The following is a 16129-nucleotide window of genomic DNA, read 5'->3' as shown; positions in this document are numbered from 1 at the left end:
CTTATTCATTAAGTTAACGGGCAGGATAGTTTAACTAAAACAATTCTCTATAACGCAAAAGAAGCATCCAGACCTGACGTCTTAAATGCTTCTTTTGCATCCCAATTTATGCGGAAAGTTTCTTTCTTCTTATGAAACGTCTGTCTGCTAAATAAAGAACGAACAGAGACACCATGCCGACACCGATCGGAATGCCGAACGCTTCATATGAAAAAGGAGCTCCTTCAAGTTTAAAGTGGCTCGTGGCACGGTACTCGAGCCGCTTAGCGGCGAATTTGGCCGTCCGGACATCTTCCTGCCTTGCCAGATCTTCAAACGCTGGTTCCATCGCGAACCGCCCGGGCGAATCGGTGTGCAGGTAAAGCTGTTCAGCCTTTCCACCGTTTTCGTTCCAGTTTCGTATATCGCCCGCAGCGACCGTCTTTACGTCCGGGCCTACGAAAATCATTCTGTCGAGTTTCGGAGCATCTGCAATTTGATATCGGGCGATGAGATTGAGACCATGCCGGGTCACGACCGGTTCGCGTTTACTTGATACCGTTATTGTTGTCGTCGTTCCAGAAGCTCCATAAGTGTCAAAAGCAGAGGATAACATGAGTTCGTCGGCACCGTCATACAGTAGGATCCCGTCTTTTTTCTTGCTCCATTGAAAGGCGTTGTTCAGAATATATACGACATCGCTCAATCCGGCTGTGAAAGGCTTCATTTGCGGATGTTGAACAAAATGGTAGGAAGGGTAATTCATATCCTTCGCCACTTTCTCAGCAGTCGGCTCACCCATTTGCTGGGAGATGACGTACAGGGTTGCATCGATCCCCGATGTCAATCCGGCAGACGAGACCAAATTGCTGTCAGCCACATAACGCTGGTCTCTCTTCCAAGTAACCTCGCTATATTTCTTTTCTAACCTGCCGATATCTCCCCAGTGCGTTGCTGCAGATTTTCCATCCAGCAGGCCGGTATCGGCCAAATTCTCGGCACCATTGCAGATGGACAGTAATGTCGTTTCTTTGCCCGAGTGCTTCCTTATCCAATCGCGGACAGGCTTGTATTTCGCTTCATCCAAAATCGGCATGAAAGGGATGACGATAATATCCGGACCTTTACTCGTCAATTGATCTAATTCATCAAAAGTATAATGGGGCACGATATCAAGACCGCCTGTCAACGATTTGACGTTTTTGTCGGGCGCAGCTGCAAACACATTGTACGAGCCTGTCATGGAGAACATTTCGTAAGGTACAAGGAAATCGAACACCTCGGTCACTTCATTCGCCAACATCACGGCAACTGTCGGCTTTTTCGAATCATAGGCAGGAGCTTGGACGCTTTGTAAAGAAGTAGGAACCGGCTTATCGTAAACCGACATAGACTCCTGCATCGTACGCATGTAACCGACCGCTCCGGTTCCTCCTACTACGAGAATCGTAACGCATGCATATACAACGAAACGCCATACTTTCTTCATTTTCTCTCTCCTTTAATCAGTAAGTAAATATTTGTTATTAACTTTCCCAATTAAAGGATACTAAGAAAAGAAAAATTGAAAAACCATCTGAAGACGGTTATTTTCCCCGACTTAGGTCCAGGCAGAGTTTATATCCGGATAACGCATGTCGTTACATTACAATAATAGCTGACCGGACCTTTTCTGAATATGACTCAAAAGGGCTATACGACAACGCTGCCGATGCATGATGTTAGACCGAAAAAATAAAGTTGTAAATAAGTAGTCAAATGATTTTGTTTTTGGTGTTGACATTAAAAGGATGATCGGATATATTTGTTACATACCAACCGAATGTATGAAAAGAGGAAGCGTATGGCAAGGAATAAATATCCTGAAGAAACAATCAACCAGATCTTAACCGTGGCTCTTAACCTGTTCATTCAAAAGGGATACGAGCAGACTTCCGTTCAGGATATCATCAACGAGCTGGGCGGGCTGACAAAAGGGGCAATTTACCATCACTTCAAGTCGAAGGAGGAGATCCTGCAGGCTGTCACCGATCATTTGTTCCAAGGTGTTGATGATATGCTGTCCAGTGTCCGGGACGACAAGGAGCTGAACGGACGGGAAAAGCTTCGCAAGATTTCCCTCGTCTCTCTCGACAATCCCGCCCAAGACGAATTGGCATCGGTGGCACCGAACCTCTTGCGCAATCCGAAGATGCTGGCGGCACTGATCGAGAACATCATCGATAAAGCCGTACCCATCTATATCCAGCCCATTATCGAACAGGGTATGCGAGACGGATCGATCCAAACTGACTATCCTAGGGAGCTTAGCGAAGTGCTGATGGTACTCACCAACATTTGGCTAAACCCGGCGATCATTCCAGCTTCGCCCGAGGTAGTGTTGCGCAAGGTAAAGTTTTTCGATGAAATATTGAAAGGCCTGGGGCTTGACCTGTTCGATGAGCAAATGATTCAACGGTACGAGGAACTGTTGCGTATGTCAGCTAGAGAAGTCAGCAAAGAAAACTAAACTGCCGAGAGGCAGCTTATTTTTAAGCCTATTCATACCAACGGTTGGTATGAATAGGTGATCCGGATTCAAAGTGCTTGTTAGAGAACTTAATTATAAGGAGATGTGAATGTAATGAATCAGAAATTGACAATGACCATCCGCTCGCTGGAACAGCAAGTCGTGACCAACTTTAGTGGAAGCAATCTGGTGAAGAGTGACTTAGCGCGCGTTACGGCCCATAAAGGACAGTTTAAGGGCAGCGCGCTCGCCGGTTCCGACTTTTCGGGCTCGGATTTGACCGGCAGTACGTTTAATAGAAGCGACGTACGCGAAGCCAACTTTGACGGCACGAATCTGACGGACTGCAGCCTGTCTGCGCTTGACCTGACCAATGCAAGCTTCAATAAGTCGATTCTTGTACGAACCAACTTCAGCAGCGCGAATCTTAACGGAGTCAAATTCACGGGCGTAAGGATGACCGACGTCACGTTAACGACAACGGATCTGAAAACAACGATATTTGAGGGCTGTTGGTTTGACGGGGTTGACTTCAAGTACTCCGATCTGAGCGGGCAGCGTTTCGACGGACAGACGTTTATCGGCGTGAAGTTTGACAGAGCGGATTTAAGCAACGCTTCGTTCAAGGGCGCTACATTAAATAATGTTTCTTTCCAACCGGGGTTTACCTTTACGAGGAAGTACTATCGCATGATCAAAACGATCTGCTTTGACGGCGCGATGATGGATAAACTGACATTTGCTGCTCTCAAAGGCATGGATGCCCATTTGTCAAAAGTCACCGTCATTTAATGGAAGGGATCCGATGCAAACCAAGACCATTCAAGCAAAGGACTGCAAAAATCCAACAAGCAGCTCCAAGTGCTGAAAGGTGACGTTTCGGAGCCTTCTAGTGAAAGAACACAAGCGGATCCTTTGATAAAGGAGAACGCCAAGCCGGGAGAGAGTTTGTAGTTTGAACCAATTGGACTGATAAAAAAGTAAAGTGAGGGAAACGAAATGGAAAAGAAAACAACAGAAAATTTTAGTTCGTCAGAAAATATGAAGGAAAAAGGAATCGCTGCCGGGCAGGATCGACCGGAGCTGCAGAAGGCCATCCAGGAGATCGTCGATTCCGGTTTCCTCGGGGTGCAGCTGCGCGTGCACGATGAGCAGGGCGAGTGGGTCGGCAGCGCCGGGGTGAGCAGGTTGGACGAGGAGACGAAGCCGCCTACAAACGGGCACTTCCGGATAGGCAGCAACACCAAGACCTTCACCGCGACCGTGGTGCTGCAATTGGTTGCCGAGGGCAGGATTGGGCTGGACGACTCGGTGGTAGACTACCTGCCTGAGTTCGGGATGGACCCGCGGATCACGGTGCGGATGCTGCTGCAACACACCAGCGGGGTGTTCAACTTCACCGGCGAGTACTACGAAGACGGGACAGTCGTGCCGGGGATCCCCTGGCAGGGCCAGGAGTGGGTAGATAACCGGTTCAAGACCTACCGGCCGGAGGAGCTGGTACGGCTGGCTTTATCCAAGCCGGCGCGATTCGAGCCGGGAACGGACTGGAGCTATTCCAACACCAACTACGTGCTGGCCAGGCTGCTGATCGAGAAGGTCACCGGCAGCTCGCTCGCCGAGGAGATGCAGCGGCTGATTCTGGGGCCGCTTGGGCTGTCGGGTACCGTGGTACCAGACACCCAGCCGGAGATCCCCGAACCGCACGCCCACGCCTACTACCGGTACGAGGAGGCCGGCGAGCAGAAGACGGTCGACATCACCCGCCAGAACCCCTCCTGGATCTCCACCGGCGGCGACATGATCTCGACCACCCAGGATCTCCACACGTTCATCTCCGCGCTGATGGGCGGCAAGCTCCTCCCGGCCCCGCTGCTGGCCGAGATGTGCAAGCCGTATCCCAAAATCGGCTATGGCCTGGGGGTGTTCGTGCAGAACGCCGGACCGAACGGCGACGTTACCATCATCACCCACAACGGCGGCATTTCGGGCTACGCGGCATTGATGTACAGCACGCCCGACGGCAGCAAGACCCTGACCGCCTCCTTGAACTATGTGGACGACGTCGCCATGTCCCTGGCAGTGGCGTTCCAGAAGGCGACGCAGAGGCTCCTCGAGGAGGTGTTCGGCGGCGGGCAGGCCGGGTCGGCTGACGTGGCCGAGCCAGCCAGTAAACAGGACTGAGCACTGTGGCACGTACGAACAAGAAGCCAGCCGATTACTTTGATCGGCTGGCTTTATTCAACTAACGGGCAGGATAGAGTAATTGTAGAACCGAATTATTTAATAACTTATTTCTTCAGTAACACATCTGGCCCGTCTATTTAGGGTGATCGACATCGCGTGATGGCACGAATGGTTGCCACAGCTGCCAAAGGAGAACCAAACAATGAAGAAGTACATACTTTTCGATCATGATGGTGTTCTGGTAGATACTGAATTCTGGTATTACAAAGCGGGAGAACGCGCTCTGGCTGACATTGGATTTACCTTGGATAAAGATCAGTACCTCCGCGACATGACCCAGTCATTGGGCACTTGGTCCCAAGCTAGGGCGGCAGGTATTGATGAACAGACCATCAGCAAGCAGCGTGAGGTCCGCAACGTCTATTATCAAGAGTATCTAAGAACAGAAGCCATAGAGATTGAAGGTGTAGTTGAAACTCTAGCCGAATTGTCAAAGTACGTCCGTATGGCTATCGTGACAACTGCAAAACGTGCGGATTTTCAGCTTATACATGAAAAGCGCCAGATCATACAATTCATGGAATTCGTCCTTGTTCGTGAAGACTACGAGCACACCAAGCCGCACCCGGAACCATACTTGACCGGCCTAAAGCGCTTCGGGGCTACCAAAGAAGAGACCCTGGTTGTAGAGGATTCAAACAGAGGGTTGAACTCAGCCGTGGCGGCTGGGATCGACTGTGCTATTGTCCATAACGACTTCACCAAAACACATGACTTCTCACAGGCCAGCTATCGAATCAAGACGCTAATTGAACTAAAGGAAATTATCCTGAAAGTAACCTGAGAGACCCTAGAACCTTCGTTTGGGCCTGATAAGGCCGGCACAAGAAGGATTATAGTGATTTAATGCATCGGCTTTTCCCATTCACCTTTGATGACTATTCCTGTCTCTTTCGCCGCTGCTTCAAGATTATGGATTTCCTGTGCTGTCAGCGTGATTTCGGCGGCTTTTACAGCATCAGCAATTTGGGAAGTTCTCGTAACGCCGATGATCGGAACGGTTCCTTTTGCAATGGCCCAAGCGATGGCAACTTGTGCAGAATTCGCATTGTGATGATGGCCGACTTCCTTCATAACATGAATCAGGCCTTCCAGTTTCGCAAGCACGTCTTCATCAAACGCCTCGCCTCTTCTGGTGCCGCTGGGGAGAGGATTTTTCGCGCTGTATTTGTCAGTTAATGCGCCCTGTTCCAATACCATATAGGAGAAGAACACAATGTTGTTTTCGTTGCAGTAATCCATAATTCCGGCTTCTTCGGACGAACGGTACAGTAGGCTGTAATGATTTTGTACAGCAGAGATTTTCAGCCCTTCTTCAGCCAAAATACTTTGTGCTAGCTGGATTTCCTCCAGAGTGTGGTTGGAGACGCCTGCATATTTTACTTTTCCGCTTTTCATGAGCGGAATCAGCTCTGGAGTCCATCTTTTTACATCAAGAGGATTGTGGATCCAATAAATATCCGTCTGGTCTGCGCCGAGCCGGTTCAGGCTGCTGTTCAAGCGGTCTTCAACAGGCCCGCCAAGCTGCGGAGTAAATTTCGTTGAGAGCAGCACATCGTCGCGGCCTTTGGTAAACTCGCCCAAAATGCTTTCGGAGGCTCCCATTCCGTACACCGTCGCGGTGTCCCATAAATGGAGTCCAACTTTCATCGCCGCATCAAAAACCGGTTTTAAGTCTTCCGCGGTAAGATGATTCCCGAAAATAGCATCCCCACCGCCTTGACCGGTTCCCCATGACCAGGTACCAAGAGCGATCGGAGGAATCATTTCATTTTGCAATTTTACTTTTTTCATTGGTTTCAACACCTTTCTATATTAGTGAAACGTTTACCGCATGAGATAAGAATATCAGGGAGACGAATGAATTTCTTTGCCTACAAGCTCATTTCTATTTGTTTATTTAGCTCATTTTGGTTTCTGTACATAACAAGATACCGTTCCGCTGTCCGCGAAACGGTATCTTCAAATCAAGTGCCTGTGCAGCCATTTTGTAGCCCCTTTAGGCATCCTCCTTCAACCTCAGCTGCCGTCTAAACTCTGAGGGTGGGAGTCCGAATCTTTCCTTGAATACTTTGGAAAAGTGAGCGATATTTTCGAATCCGGTCGAAAAACAGACATCCGTAACAGATAACACGGTTTCCGCTAGCAGTTCCTTGGCTTTATCCAGCCTTCGATTGCGAACCCATTTGAGCGGGGAGGTGTTGTATATTGCTTGAAAATCCCTTTTGAACGCCGCCAGGCTTCTGCCGGACAAATAGGCCAGGTCGTTAAGGGAAACGGGATTCATGAAGTTCTCCTCCATGATTTTTGCAATGCTGCCTCTTTCCTTGCTTATAGGTTGCATCATTTGATGCAGCAAACGATCATTCGAATCGGCGATGTGAAACAGCAATTCCATCAGCTTCACACGAACGAGTCCTTCTTTGACTTCGTCAGAGTTCTCGAAAAAGGGTTTTAACGACTCAATATAGCTTCCAATGCGGTCATTGATCGGAAAGACGGTTATCGGAACAACATCATTCACGAGATAAATGGGTTTTAAACCGGCGAACTTGAGGAATTCATCTACGATCTTCTCGTTCAGGAAAAACATCGTATAGTCGAGAATATAATCGGAATCGGGTTCACCCGTTTTCTCGTACTCGACTCCAGTTGATTTATGAATAAACATCATTTCGTTGCTCCGTATCTTGTATTCTCGATCACCGAAGCGAATGGTATAGACACCTGACTTGACGATTAGCAGAAGATGATCCTGCAAAAAAAAGCTTCCTTTTATGCCTTGCGTGTAAAAACAGAATTCGATAACGGACATCCCATCCAGCTTCAAGCTCCCTTTTTTATTCGGAGACTTTACCAGTTCATGAGGCACCCTGACCATTTTGCTTGATCTCATAGTCGTGGACGTCCCCGCCTTACTTGTTCCTGAGATTGCTCTAGTTTCCATTTCATAATCATCCTTTCGGATATGCCCGTCTGCGCTTACCTGTAGAATAATTAGAAGCCGTTTGGACGGTACCTGATAACGATGTGCTTTGCCCGATGTTCAAAGGAACCATCCTCTATGTTTCTTAACAAACTTCTCAACACTTATACGTTTAGTATAACTGGAACCCGGCGTGAATACTTTGCTGAAAAGCTCAAACGACTTGTTCATTTAGCTCCAAACGAGCAAGTTTTCCTGGATACTGTTTTCGACTATGAAGATGACCGGGGGTTACTACGAAAGATTGACTCGTGCCTGTTGACTGATTAGAAGTAAATTACTACGTTTAGACTAGAAATCGATAAAAAGCGAAGGAGTTGGCAGCGCCAGCTCCTTTCGTAATTTTCGCTGTTATGACCGTTAAAGTGAACCGTATTATAAGGGTAACGATTAGAACCTAACGGAGTTACAGAGCTAAACTGGCTTCAGGCAATAAACTAACGGGCAGGATAGTTGATTTAAACAAAATTTTACCTTGAACTTCCTCCTGGTCAACTATACGATCCTTATAGATGAAGTTATAAAAAAAGGAATTTTATCAAGAGTTATTTAGTCACATATTCACCTAATCGATTGCTAAGGGGGAATTAAATGTTTGAACAAGTAGATATAAACAGTATCCTCAAAGATCTTCATGAAAAAGGCTTAATTGATAACACTGTTATTGCAACTAAAAATAAGACTGGTTCTACAGATGGGCGGGTTTATATTCTTTCAGAGCACAGCGAATCGAAATACGTTTTAAAAATAGATCACTCGAACCAGATTATCTTGGCGGAACAATTTCTTAATACACATCGGCACATTAATCTTTTACCTAAAATTCTCTATACTGATCCAGCAAAAGAGTATATCGTATATTCATACATTGCGGGTACAACTCACACTGCCAGCGGTTTAAAAATCAATTGGTTGACAACTTTGGTAAGAGAGCTCCTCAATCATTACGAAAAACGTCTACATACAGACAAGTGGGGAAGACTAGGGTCACCGGTTCAATCCTGGCGTGAATGGAACATTCGGAGTTTAGAAGATACGAGAAATAATTGGGGAAGTCTTTTACCAATTGAGGATTATTATAGATTGGAATCCATTTTTGAAAGAATATCCAAAAGTGCAGAGAATGAAGCAAGATTTTTCCTCCATGGAGATACTGGTGTCCATAATTTTGTATTTCATGAACACTCATTAGTTGGTGTTATCGACCCTTCGCCAATGATTGGCCCTTTGTTATACGATTTTACGTATGCTTTTTGTTCTTCTCCAGAAGATTTAAACCTAGAGACCATATTGCCTGCATTCAATTTGCTGAATCATGAACCTTTGGAGAGATCAAGGCTTATTGAAGAAGTTATCTTTCAACTTTATTGCCGTATTGGTATCTGTATTCAATTCCATCCGCATGATTTAGAAAGCTATCTAAAAGCGTGGAAGTACTGGAAGGCCCTCCCCATCAATTAATCTTTGACCTCACAATTTGTGCTTTATAGCGTTTTATGACATTAACGTCGTTTAATAAGCTAACGGGGAACGATAGCTCAATCATTATAAGAAAGGCAGCAAGTCAATTGACCTGCTGCCTTCATTGCACTAACTTCACTGAGGTGCGATATTTTAATGATCTTGGAGCAGTTTGCTGGCGGACCACTGCTTCACCCTTTTGTTCAATTAACGGAAAACGTAATGTACTCAGCCGTGGGATGGCTGAAATTCCATTGTAGTTTAGGGACGACAGCAATTGTCGGAGCGTTTCATAACATACGGAGAGAGTATCCCCGGGTCAATGGACCCTATGGGATACTCTCTCCGTTAGGGACTACGCTCTTGCTCCGCCGTCCACCCGTAGAACGACGCCTGTCACGTAAGAAGCGCGATCGCTCAATAACCAGGCAGCTGCTTGTGCGATCTCATGAGGATCGGCAGGACGCCTAAGAGGCGTCACAGAGCTGCTTTTTTCAATAATATCTGGAACTTGTGCAACTAACCCCTCGATCATCTCGGTCATGGTGGTGCCAGGTGCAATAGCGTTTACGCGGATACCCGAAGGCCCGTATTCAATGGCAGCCGTCTCGGTCAGACTATTAACAGCCCGTTTGGCGGCTCCATAGACTGACAACCCCGGATTACCTCTGAAGCTGCCGACGCTGCTGTTATTGACAATGGCACCGGTACCTGCAGTATCGATCATTGCCTTGATTTCCGCTTTCATTGCCACCCAGATTCCTTTGTAATTTACAGCTTGAAGAAGGTCGAAATCCTCTTCTGAGACCTCTGTTAAGGGCGAAAGGGGAGCCCCAATTCCAGCATTATTGAATGCTATATCCAGGCGACCGTGACGCTCAACGGTCGTTTGAATCGCCCGTTCGATGCTGGCGGAATCGGCTAGATCGGCTACAATGTAATCGGCTTTACCGCCTTTCGCGATAATTTCCTCAACTCCAGAGCGTAGAGCTGCTTCTGTTCTTGCGACGAGAGTAACCGCCGCTCCTTCTTCTGCGAAGAGTTTGGCTGCAGCTGCTCCGATGCCGCGGCTGGCCCCCGTAACCAGAGCTACTTTATTGATAAGCATTCCCTGAGAATTGTAATGTTTGTGCTGTGTTATTGATTGCATGGCCTGTCTCCTTTAAAGTCTGGTTTGAAACGTTTCAAACTGAGTTGAAGCGATTTCTATGATTGAGTATAATTTTCTAATACACTTTTAACGAGAGGTTGCTTAATCATAGGTTTCCGAGTAATAGGTTAGGAGGGATTGAGATGAATGATCGCGAGCGCCGTTCGGCTCTCGGTGATTTTTTGCGTAAACGGAGGTCAAGCCTTTCTCCAGAGGATGTGGGCTTGCCGACGGGGTCGCGCCGCCGGACAGCCGGATTGCGCAGGGAAGAGGTCGCACAGCTGTCGAATATCGGCACATCCTGGTATATGTGGCTGGAGCAAGGACGTGATGTCCATCCGTCAGTACAAGTGTTGGAAAGCCTAGCTACGGCTCTAAAGCTTAATCCCAATGAACGACGCCATCTTTTTTTTCTTGCAGGAGAGTCACTTCCTCCTTACTTGCCTCCTCATAAAGAAAGTATCGGGTCAGCACTTCAAAGGATGCTGGATGACCTTACTCCGAATCCTGCATATATTCTGGGAAGACGCTGGGATTTTGTGGCCTGGAATGATGCTGCAAATGAGATTTTCTCCATTTCCTCGGCAGCACCGCCTCATGAATTCAATTTAATCTGGCGGTATTTCACGGACCCGGTATGGAAGGGGCGCTTCAAAAATTTCGATCAAAAGGCTACGGGAATGATTGCGGAATTCCACACGGCATCAGCCCGCTACGTTGAAGACTCGTCGTTTGCCGAATTAATAGAAGATCTTAAACGAATAAGTCCTGAATTTGACCGGCTATGGCTGCAGCATGAAACGCCCGGCTCTCTTGAAGGATTTAAAGAAGTGGAGCATCCCTACATGGGGCTGCTTGAGTTTGATCATATTACCCTGCAAATCCCCAATGATCCTGATATGAGAGTGATGATTTACATGCCTCTACCAGCAACAAGATCAAAGCTGGAAAAATATTTGTCAAAGGGATCACCTGCAAATGAAAGTAAGAGATAGCATCATTCTCCTAAGCGCGGGGGGCTTTCGATGTGGGAGTTGTATAATGTCGGAGGATAAGAACGTACACGCAAAAGAAGTCGCGGATCCGCGGCTTTTTTTGTTTTAACGATGCAAGTTCTTGCCCGCAGCTAGGGACATGAACTTGCATCGTTATTTAGAGAAACCTGCGGCCATAATCTCCCCTCTTATTCCTCGAAATCGGTACTCACCGTCGTTTCTTTCCAATTTTCAATGTCGTTAAGCATGTCACCCAATTTTGCGGTTGCTACCGCATATGTGTCTTTGCCCAGCAATAATGTTGTCCAAAAGCCGGCTGCCTTTTCCTCAATTAACGGGCAGGGGAGTTCAATGTTTTTCACGAATACCCTACAAATGGATTATTTACGAAGATCGTGAATTAGACGTTAACCGAAAGCTGAATAGAGCATAAGTAGAGGAGCCTGAAATGAATAAATCTAAAAATATTATAACTGTATTAGCAGTTGTAGTTATTATTCTGGTAGTTTTTATAATATATTCTATAAATTTACAAATGAACAATAAAGAGATTTTAAAATACAAACAAAACATGATTGATATGGAATTTAAATATCAGTTAGGTGAATCAGCTGCATGTTTTAGTAGGGATTTTACCGGTGGAAACAACACTAATTATGAAAGTTGTGTAGGTACAGTAGCTGCCGCTTCAGCTGTATCTAAACCCTCGTCTTATGAAGCCACTAACGATTTGATAGATGTAGGACTTGATGGTTTATTCAAAGCAATGATAAATGGAGACAAGAAAGAAATAGTAATAGGTAAGGCTGAAAAGATAAGAAATATCTTCATAAAATTAAATCTAGATCCAACAGATATAGAAACCACAGCTGAACTAAACAATCTTGTTGCAAGTCTTTATAAATAAAGAATTCTTCAACCATGATTACCAGCAAAAAAGAATTGAGAAAAATAACTTGAAGAAGCAGCGGAAATGGGGGGCAGCCACATCGTTCGATATGAAAAGTTAAGAAGGAGGTGCTTTCGAAAAAATGCTGGATAATCACGAGATTATACGAGTATCCGATAATGCCCAGAGATCACTTGATGCGGAAACGGCCCGACTGGCAAGTCTGATTTACGCTCATACTTCGCATGACGGGACCTATGGTGTGCGGATCCCTGGGTTGTATGTCATTCGTTACTCACATGTAGAAGCAGCGGATTACTTACATACCATCTACTCGCCTGCCGTCGGTATTGCCGCGCAAGGGAAAAAAATCTTAACCGTGGGGCAGGAGGTACATGAGTATGGCGGGTCTCGTATTTTTATTGCCCCCGTTGCCTTACCTGTTGCGATGAAAACCATACAAGCCAGCCCTGTCGAACCCTTCTTGGGAGTAGGGCTGTACCTTGATCCACAAAGGCTCGCTGATTTGGTTCCGAAAGTATTTCCGCAGGGGTTGCCTAAAGTCCACAATCGTAGTGCGGGTTACGTGGTTGATGCTGATTTGGCCATTATGAATGCCGTGGTAAGACTTGTAGACTGTCTATCCCATCCGGGTGATGAAAAATTGCTTGCGCCGCTCGTCATGGACGAGATTTACATCCGGCTTCTCCGCAGCCCCATCGGCGTTAACGTTGCCGAGACGGTTTTTGCAGATTCCGGTGTGCAACGGATTGTGAAAGCAATTGACTGGCTGCAGGCCAACTACTCCCAGCCATTAAAAATCGCAGATTTGGCAGAGATGGTCCATATGAGCGAGTCATCGTTTCGTGAGCATTTTAAGTCGGTTACGGCAATGAGCCCCATACAATACCAGAAAGCTCTGCGCCTTCAAGAAGCAAGACGCCGGATGTTATCCAATAAAATGGATGCGACGACTGCGGCCCGGGCTGTGGGATATGTGAGCGATTCCCAATTCAGCCGGGATTACAGCAGCTTCTTTGGAAGTCCTCCAAGCAGAGATATCGCCAAATGGCGCAAATAAACACAGTATTTGAACGGATCGGGAGGCATCATCGCTTTTTTCCATATATACCCGCGGCCATAAGGCTTAGCGGGTTTTACCTTTTCTGGAGAGCAGATTTCGTTGAATCAAGCAAAAACTTAAGCGAATAAGGCAAACTTCCGGATGAACAAACTCCTATACTATGGTTAAAGCGAGGTTCAAGAAATCTGTTTAGAAATTTGAGGAGGATTTTACATGCATGTTTTTGTTACGGGAGCTGCCGGCTTCATCGGAGCAGAGGTTGTTCGTAAACTAATAGATGCTAACCATCATGTAGTCGGTCTGGTTCGTTCCAAAGAGGCTGGCAGGAGGCTCACTGCTATAGGTGCAAAGGTGCAAATGGGTTCAATAGAGGATATCGAATGCTTGCATAGAGGAGCTGCAGAGGCTGATGGTGTTATTCACTTGGCCTTTTTCCATAAGTTCTCGCATGCCAATCTCCGGACACGCCTTCGAATTTTGCTCGGGGGCAATCCCCGCCTTGCGTCTTTGAGGTTCACGAAGGCTGCTGCAGAGGCTGACAGACGCGCCATTGAGACATTCGGTACTGCGCTTTCGGGCCGCGACTGTCCACTAGTCGTCGCTATTCCAACTATGAGCCTCTCACCGGGTGGACTGGCAACAGAAGAGCATGCACCCGATCCTAACTCCTTAGGAAGCGGACGGGTTCCGTCGGAGATCGCTACACTGGCATTGGCAAAACGGGGAGTCCGCTCCTCAGTTGTTCGTCTTCCTCCGCTTGTACATGATTCTGGCGGTGATAAGAACGGCTTATTACCGCTTCTGATTCGCACGGCTCGTGATAAAGGTATCTCCGCCTATGTGGGCGAGGGGACCAACCGCTGGCCGGCTGTGCATCGCCTAGATGCGGCTCAATTGTTTAAGCTTGCATTGGAGAAAGCCCCGGCAGGGTCGCGACTCCATGCGGTGAGAGATGAGGGAGTGCCATTTCAAGAAATCGCCGTCACCATCGGCCAACATCTGAACCTCAAGATAGATAGCATTGACGTGGACAAGGCGGGTTCACATTTCGGATGGCTAGGAGCCTTCGCGTCGGTGGACAATCCTGTATCAAGCGCATTAACTCAAGAGCGCCTGGGGTGGCGTCCCGTACATCCATCCCTTATTGAGGACATTCATGAGGGGCACTACTTCCGCAGATAATTTGATCTTGGCTAGGAGCGGTTTGCCGGCGGCAGCTCCTTTTATTTATAAAGATCACGGGCAGTTTAGCGCAACATTACTTCACACTTCTCGTCATAATATTAGTTCACTAAAATATGCCAAGAAAGGAATATAATATTATGAAAAAGGTTCTAACAGGAATTTTCGCTGCATTCATTTTATCTATCTCTTCACCTGCATACGCGGCAGATATGCAAATAAAAGTTGAAGGAATTACTATTGCCTCCGCTGTGAAGCCCGAAATGAAGAACAATCGAACGATGGTGCCTTTGCGTTTCATCAGTGAAAATTTGGGAGCCAAGGTCACCTGGTCGGGTTCGGAAGTTACGCTCGCCAAAAGTGATATGCTGGTAATCTTAAAATTGAAGAGCCGTACGGCGATGAAAAATGGTAAACCTGCGCTACTCGATGCAACCCCATATATCAAGAATGATCGCATCATGGTTCCGCTTCGCTTTATTGCAGAAACGTTTAACTGCAGCGTCGGATTCAGAAATTCGACAGTATCTGTTGAACCTGCCCCATTTGTTCTAGATGGAGTGAAAGTCAAAGCATTGCAGTACGAAGTTAACTATACAATGGGCAGCATAGTAAAAGAAATTAATGGGAGTGCCTATATCGAAGCGATTTATCATATTTTTGACAACAAAGGAAGTAAGTCGAATCCCCCTGCCAGTTACACTTCGAGTGTTATAGAGCTTACAAGGGGGGATTATTACATGAGTGGAAAGTTTGATTTTTTGGATCAAAAAGGGAACAGCATGAAACAGTTTTATCTCTATACTTTATCTCATTCCGAGGGCAATCCCAGTGTTATGTTATATGATGCGACTGAAAAACAATGGTATTCGTTTACCTACCCAGCATTTCAATCGATTGATAAGTTCATTGAAACTGCCGGGAAAAACGGTTTTCTGACGACGATCAGTGATACAAATCCATAAGGCAACAAAGAGGCAGCATTCTCATAGTTCAGAAAATAGCAGTTTTAAGGAGAAGATACAGAATGGACAGAACAATTCTCGCAATTTCTGGCGGCGGTTTTTCCGAAGAAGATCAAGCCTATATTGATGAATACTTATTAAAAATACCTAGAAAGCAAGAACCATTAAAAATTGCATTTATTGCAACAGCCAGTAATGATGCACAGGGTTATATCGATAAGTTTTATAAGGCTTTTAGAAATGAACAATCATGCCATCTTACTATAAATGATTTTGACTCACCCTACATTCAAGAAATTGTTAATGATTTAGATATTGTGTATGTAGGCGGCGGGAATACCCAATATATGCTTGAAATTTGGAAAAAAACAGGCTTCGACGTTGTGTTAAGAAATGCTTATCAAAAAGGTGTCGTATTAGCAGGTATAAGTGCAGGGTCCATGTGTTGGTTTGAAACTTGTTTTAGTGAAAAAAATGAAGAAGAATTCGGGGAATTTGAAGGTTTAGGATTGTTAAAAGGCAGTCTTTGTCCGCACTATAATGATAAAGAACGTCGTATTGCATTTGATCATTGGGCTTCTACTCAAAAAAACAGCACGCTTTATACTTTATTGGATAATGAGAATTTACACTTTATAAATGAAAAGTTAGTTGCAAAAATAATTACGTGACGCTCTATAGA

Annotated in this window: 16 protein-coding genes; 11 read left to right on the top strand and 5 right to left on the bottom strand. The window is 46.1% G+C overall.

The window, feature by feature from the left end; all coding sequences use genetic code 11:
* Positions 1–106 precede the first annotated feature (106 nt).
* The gene (locus KI379_RS26495) at positions 107–1468 is read right to left on the bottom strand and encodes a DJ-1/PfpI family protein (protein ID WP_212985474.1); all 1362 of its coding nucleotides are present in this window, start codon (positions 1466–1468) and stop codon (positions 107–109) included.
* 354 nt (positions 1469–1822) lie between these two features.
* Here KI379_RS26495 and KI379_RS26490 point away from each other — a divergent pair, with 354 nt between their 5' ends.
* The 4 genes from KI379_RS26490 (at position 1823) to KI379_RS26475 (ending at position 5519) form a co-directional block, all read left to right on the top strand.
* Positions 1823–2488 (top strand): TetR/AcrR family transcriptional regulator, encoded by a 666-nt coding sequence (locus KI379_RS26490; RefSeq protein WP_089548946.1) that lies wholly within the window; start codon positions 1823–1825, stop codon positions 2486–2488.
* A 114-nt stretch (positions 2489–2602) separates the two neighbouring features.
* Positions 2603–3280 (top strand): pentapeptide repeat-containing protein, encoded by a 678-nt coding sequence (locus tag KI379_RS26485; RefSeq protein ID WP_244879448.1) that lies wholly within the window; start codon positions 2603–2605, stop codon positions 3278–3280.
* A 207-nt stretch (positions 3281–3487) separates the two neighbouring features.
* Positions 3488–4672 carry a serine hydrolase domain-containing protein gene (locus KI379_RS26480; protein WP_212985473.1) on the top strand — a complete coding sequence of 395 codons (1185 nt, stop codon included), beginning with the start codon at positions 3488–3490 and terminating at the stop codon, positions 4670–4672.
* Between the two features lie 205 nt (positions 4673–4877).
* Positions 4878–5519 carry an HAD family hydrolase gene (locus tag KI379_RS26475; RefSeq protein ID WP_212985472.1) on the top strand — a complete coding sequence of 214 codons (642 nt, stop codon included), beginning with the start codon at positions 4878–4880 and terminating at the stop codon, positions 5517–5519.
* Between the two features lie 59 nt (positions 5520–5578).
* On the opposite strand, the gene KI379_RS26470 is transcribed toward KI379_RS26475, so the two are convergent.
* Entirely contained in the window at positions 5579–6529 is a 951-nt protein-coding gene (locus KI379_RS26470; protein ID WP_212985471.1) for an aldo/keto reductase, read from the bottom strand.
* Positions 6530–6734: 205 nt separating this feature from the next.
* Positions 6735–7496, bottom strand: a complete 762-nt coding sequence (locus tag KI379_RS26465) for a helix-turn-helix domain-containing protein (RefSeq protein ID WP_244879447.1) — start codon at positions 7494–7496, stop codon at positions 6735–6737.
* Positions 7497–8312: 816 nt separating this feature from the next.
* Here KI379_RS26465 and KI379_RS26460 point away from each other — a divergent pair.
* Positions 8313–9182 carry a phosphotransferase gene (locus tag KI379_RS26460; protein ID WP_212985469.1) on the top strand — a complete coding sequence of 290 codons (870 nt, stop codon included), beginning with the start codon at positions 8313–8315 and terminating at the stop codon, positions 9180–9182.
* Positions 9183–9537: 355 nt separating this feature from the next.
* On the opposite strand, the gene KI379_RS26455 is transcribed toward KI379_RS26460, so the two are convergent.
* Positions 9538–10332, bottom strand: coding sequence for an SDR family NAD(P)-dependent oxidoreductase (locus KI379_RS26455; protein WP_244879446.1), 795 nt, complete (start codon positions 10330–10332; stop codon positions 9538–9540).
* Positions 10333–10475: 143 nt separating this feature from the next.
* Between KI379_RS26455 and KI379_RS26450 the strand changes: the two genes are divergently transcribed.
* Positions 10476–11327 carry a helix-turn-helix transcriptional regulator gene (locus KI379_RS26450; RefSeq protein WP_212985468.1) on the top strand — a complete coding sequence of 284 codons (852 nt, stop codon included), beginning with the start codon at positions 10476–10478 and terminating at the stop codon, positions 11325–11327.
* A 188-nt stretch (positions 11328–11515) separates the two neighbouring features.
* On the opposite strand, the gene KI379_RS26445 is transcribed toward KI379_RS26450, so the two are convergent.
* Positions 11516–11689, bottom strand: coding sequence for a hypothetical protein (locus tag KI379_RS26445; protein ID WP_167372965.1), 174 nt, complete (start codon positions 11687–11689; stop codon positions 11516–11518).
* Between the two features lie 86 nt (positions 11690–11775).
* Between KI379_RS26445 and KI379_RS26440 the strand changes: the two genes are divergently transcribed.
* The 5 genes from KI379_RS26440 (at position 11776) to KI379_RS26420 (ending at position 16118) form a co-directional block, all read left to right on the top strand.
* Positions 11776–12234 carry a hypothetical protein gene (locus KI379_RS26440; RefSeq protein ID WP_212985467.1) on the top strand — a complete coding sequence of 153 codons (459 nt, stop codon included), beginning with the start codon at positions 11776–11778 and terminating at the stop codon, positions 12232–12234.
* A gap of 124 nt (positions 12235–12358) precedes the next feature.
* A complete protein-coding gene (locus tag KI379_RS26435) occupies positions 12359–13297 on the top strand; it encodes an AraC family transcriptional regulator (protein ID WP_145141333.1) in 939 nt (312 codons plus the stop codon).
* 216 nt (positions 13298–13513) lie between these two features.
* Complete coding sequence (locus KI379_RS26430) at positions 13514–14482, top strand: SDR family oxidoreductase (protein WP_212985466.1); 969 nt, start codon at positions 13514–13516, stop codon at positions 14480–14482.
* A 140-nt stretch (positions 14483–14622) separates the two neighbouring features.
* Positions 14623–15447, top strand: a complete 825-nt coding sequence (locus tag KI379_RS26425; RefSeq protein WP_212985465.1) for a copper amine oxidase N-terminal domain-containing protein — start codon at positions 14623–14625, stop codon at positions 15445–15447.
* Positions 15448–15509: 62 nt separating this feature from the next.
* On the top strand, positions 15510–16118 hold the full coding sequence (locus KI379_RS26420; protein ID WP_212985464.1) for a peptidase E: 609 nt from the start codon (positions 15510–15512) through the stop codon (positions 16116–16118).
* Positions 16119–16129 lie beyond the last annotated feature (11 nt).

This window comes from Paenibacillus cineris (genome assembly GCF_018333335.1).
In the GTDB taxonomy this organism is placed as follows: domain Bacteria; phylum Bacillota; class Bacilli; order Paenibacillales; family Paenibacillaceae; genus Paenibacillus_AQ; species Paenibacillus_AQ favisporus.
The sequence above is the reverse complement of the archived record's forward strand: the minus strand, read 5'-3'. Positions and strand labels throughout refer to the sequence as shown.

Bases quoted from the DNA above. Each gene is read 5' to 3' on its own strand.
- KI379_RS26495 (WP_212985474.1), bottom strand. From the start codon at position 1,468: ATGAAGAAAGTATGGCGTTTCGTTGTATATGCATGCGTTACGATTCTC.
- KI379_RS26490 (WP_089548946.1), top strand. From the start codon at position 1,823: ATGGCAAGGAATAAATATCCTGAAGAAACAATCAACCAGATCTTAACC.
- KI379_RS26485 (WP_244879448.1), top strand. From the start codon at position 2,603: ATGAATCAGAAATTGACAATGACCATCCGCTCGCTGGAACAGCAAGTC.
- KI379_RS26480 (WP_212985473.1), top strand. From the start codon at position 3,488: ATGGAAAAGAAAACAACAGAAAATTTTAGTTCGTCAGAAAATATGAAG.
- KI379_RS26475 (WP_212985472.1), top strand. From the start codon at position 4,878: ATGAAGAAGTACATACTTTTCGATCATGATGGTGTTCTGGTAGATACT.
- KI379_RS26470 (WP_212985471.1), bottom strand. From the start codon at position 6,529: ATGAAAAAAGTAAAATTGCAAAATGAAATGATTCCTCCGATCGCTCTT.
- KI379_RS26460 (WP_212985469.1), top strand. From the start codon at position 8,313: ATGTTTGAACAAGTAGATATAAACAGTATCCTCAAAGATCTTCATGAA.
- KI379_RS26455 (WP_244879446.1), bottom strand. From the start codon at position 10,332: ATGCAATCAATAACACAGCACAAACATTACAATTCTCAGGGAATGCTT.
- KI379_RS26450 (WP_212985468.1), top strand. From the start codon at position 10,476: ATGAATGATCGCGAGCGCCGTTCGGCTCTCGGTGATTTTTTGCGTAAA.
- KI379_RS26440 (WP_212985467.1), top strand. From the start codon at position 11,776: ATGAATAAATCTAAAAATATTATAACTGTATTAGCAGTTGTAGTTATT.
- KI379_RS26435 (WP_145141333.1), top strand. From the start codon at position 12,359: ATGCTGGATAATCACGAGATTATACGAGTATCCGATAATGCCCAGAGA.
- KI379_RS26430 (WP_212985466.1), top strand. From the start codon at position 13,514: ATGCATGTTTTTGTTACGGGAGCTGCCGGCTTCATCGGAGCAGAGGTT.
- KI379_RS26425 (WP_212985465.1), top strand. From the start codon at position 14,623: ATGAAAAAGGTTCTAACAGGAATTTTCGCTGCATTCATTTTATCTATC.
- KI379_RS26420 (WP_212985464.1), top strand. From the start codon at position 15,510: ATGGACAGAACAATTCTCGCAATTTCTGGCGGCGGTTTTTCCGAAGAA.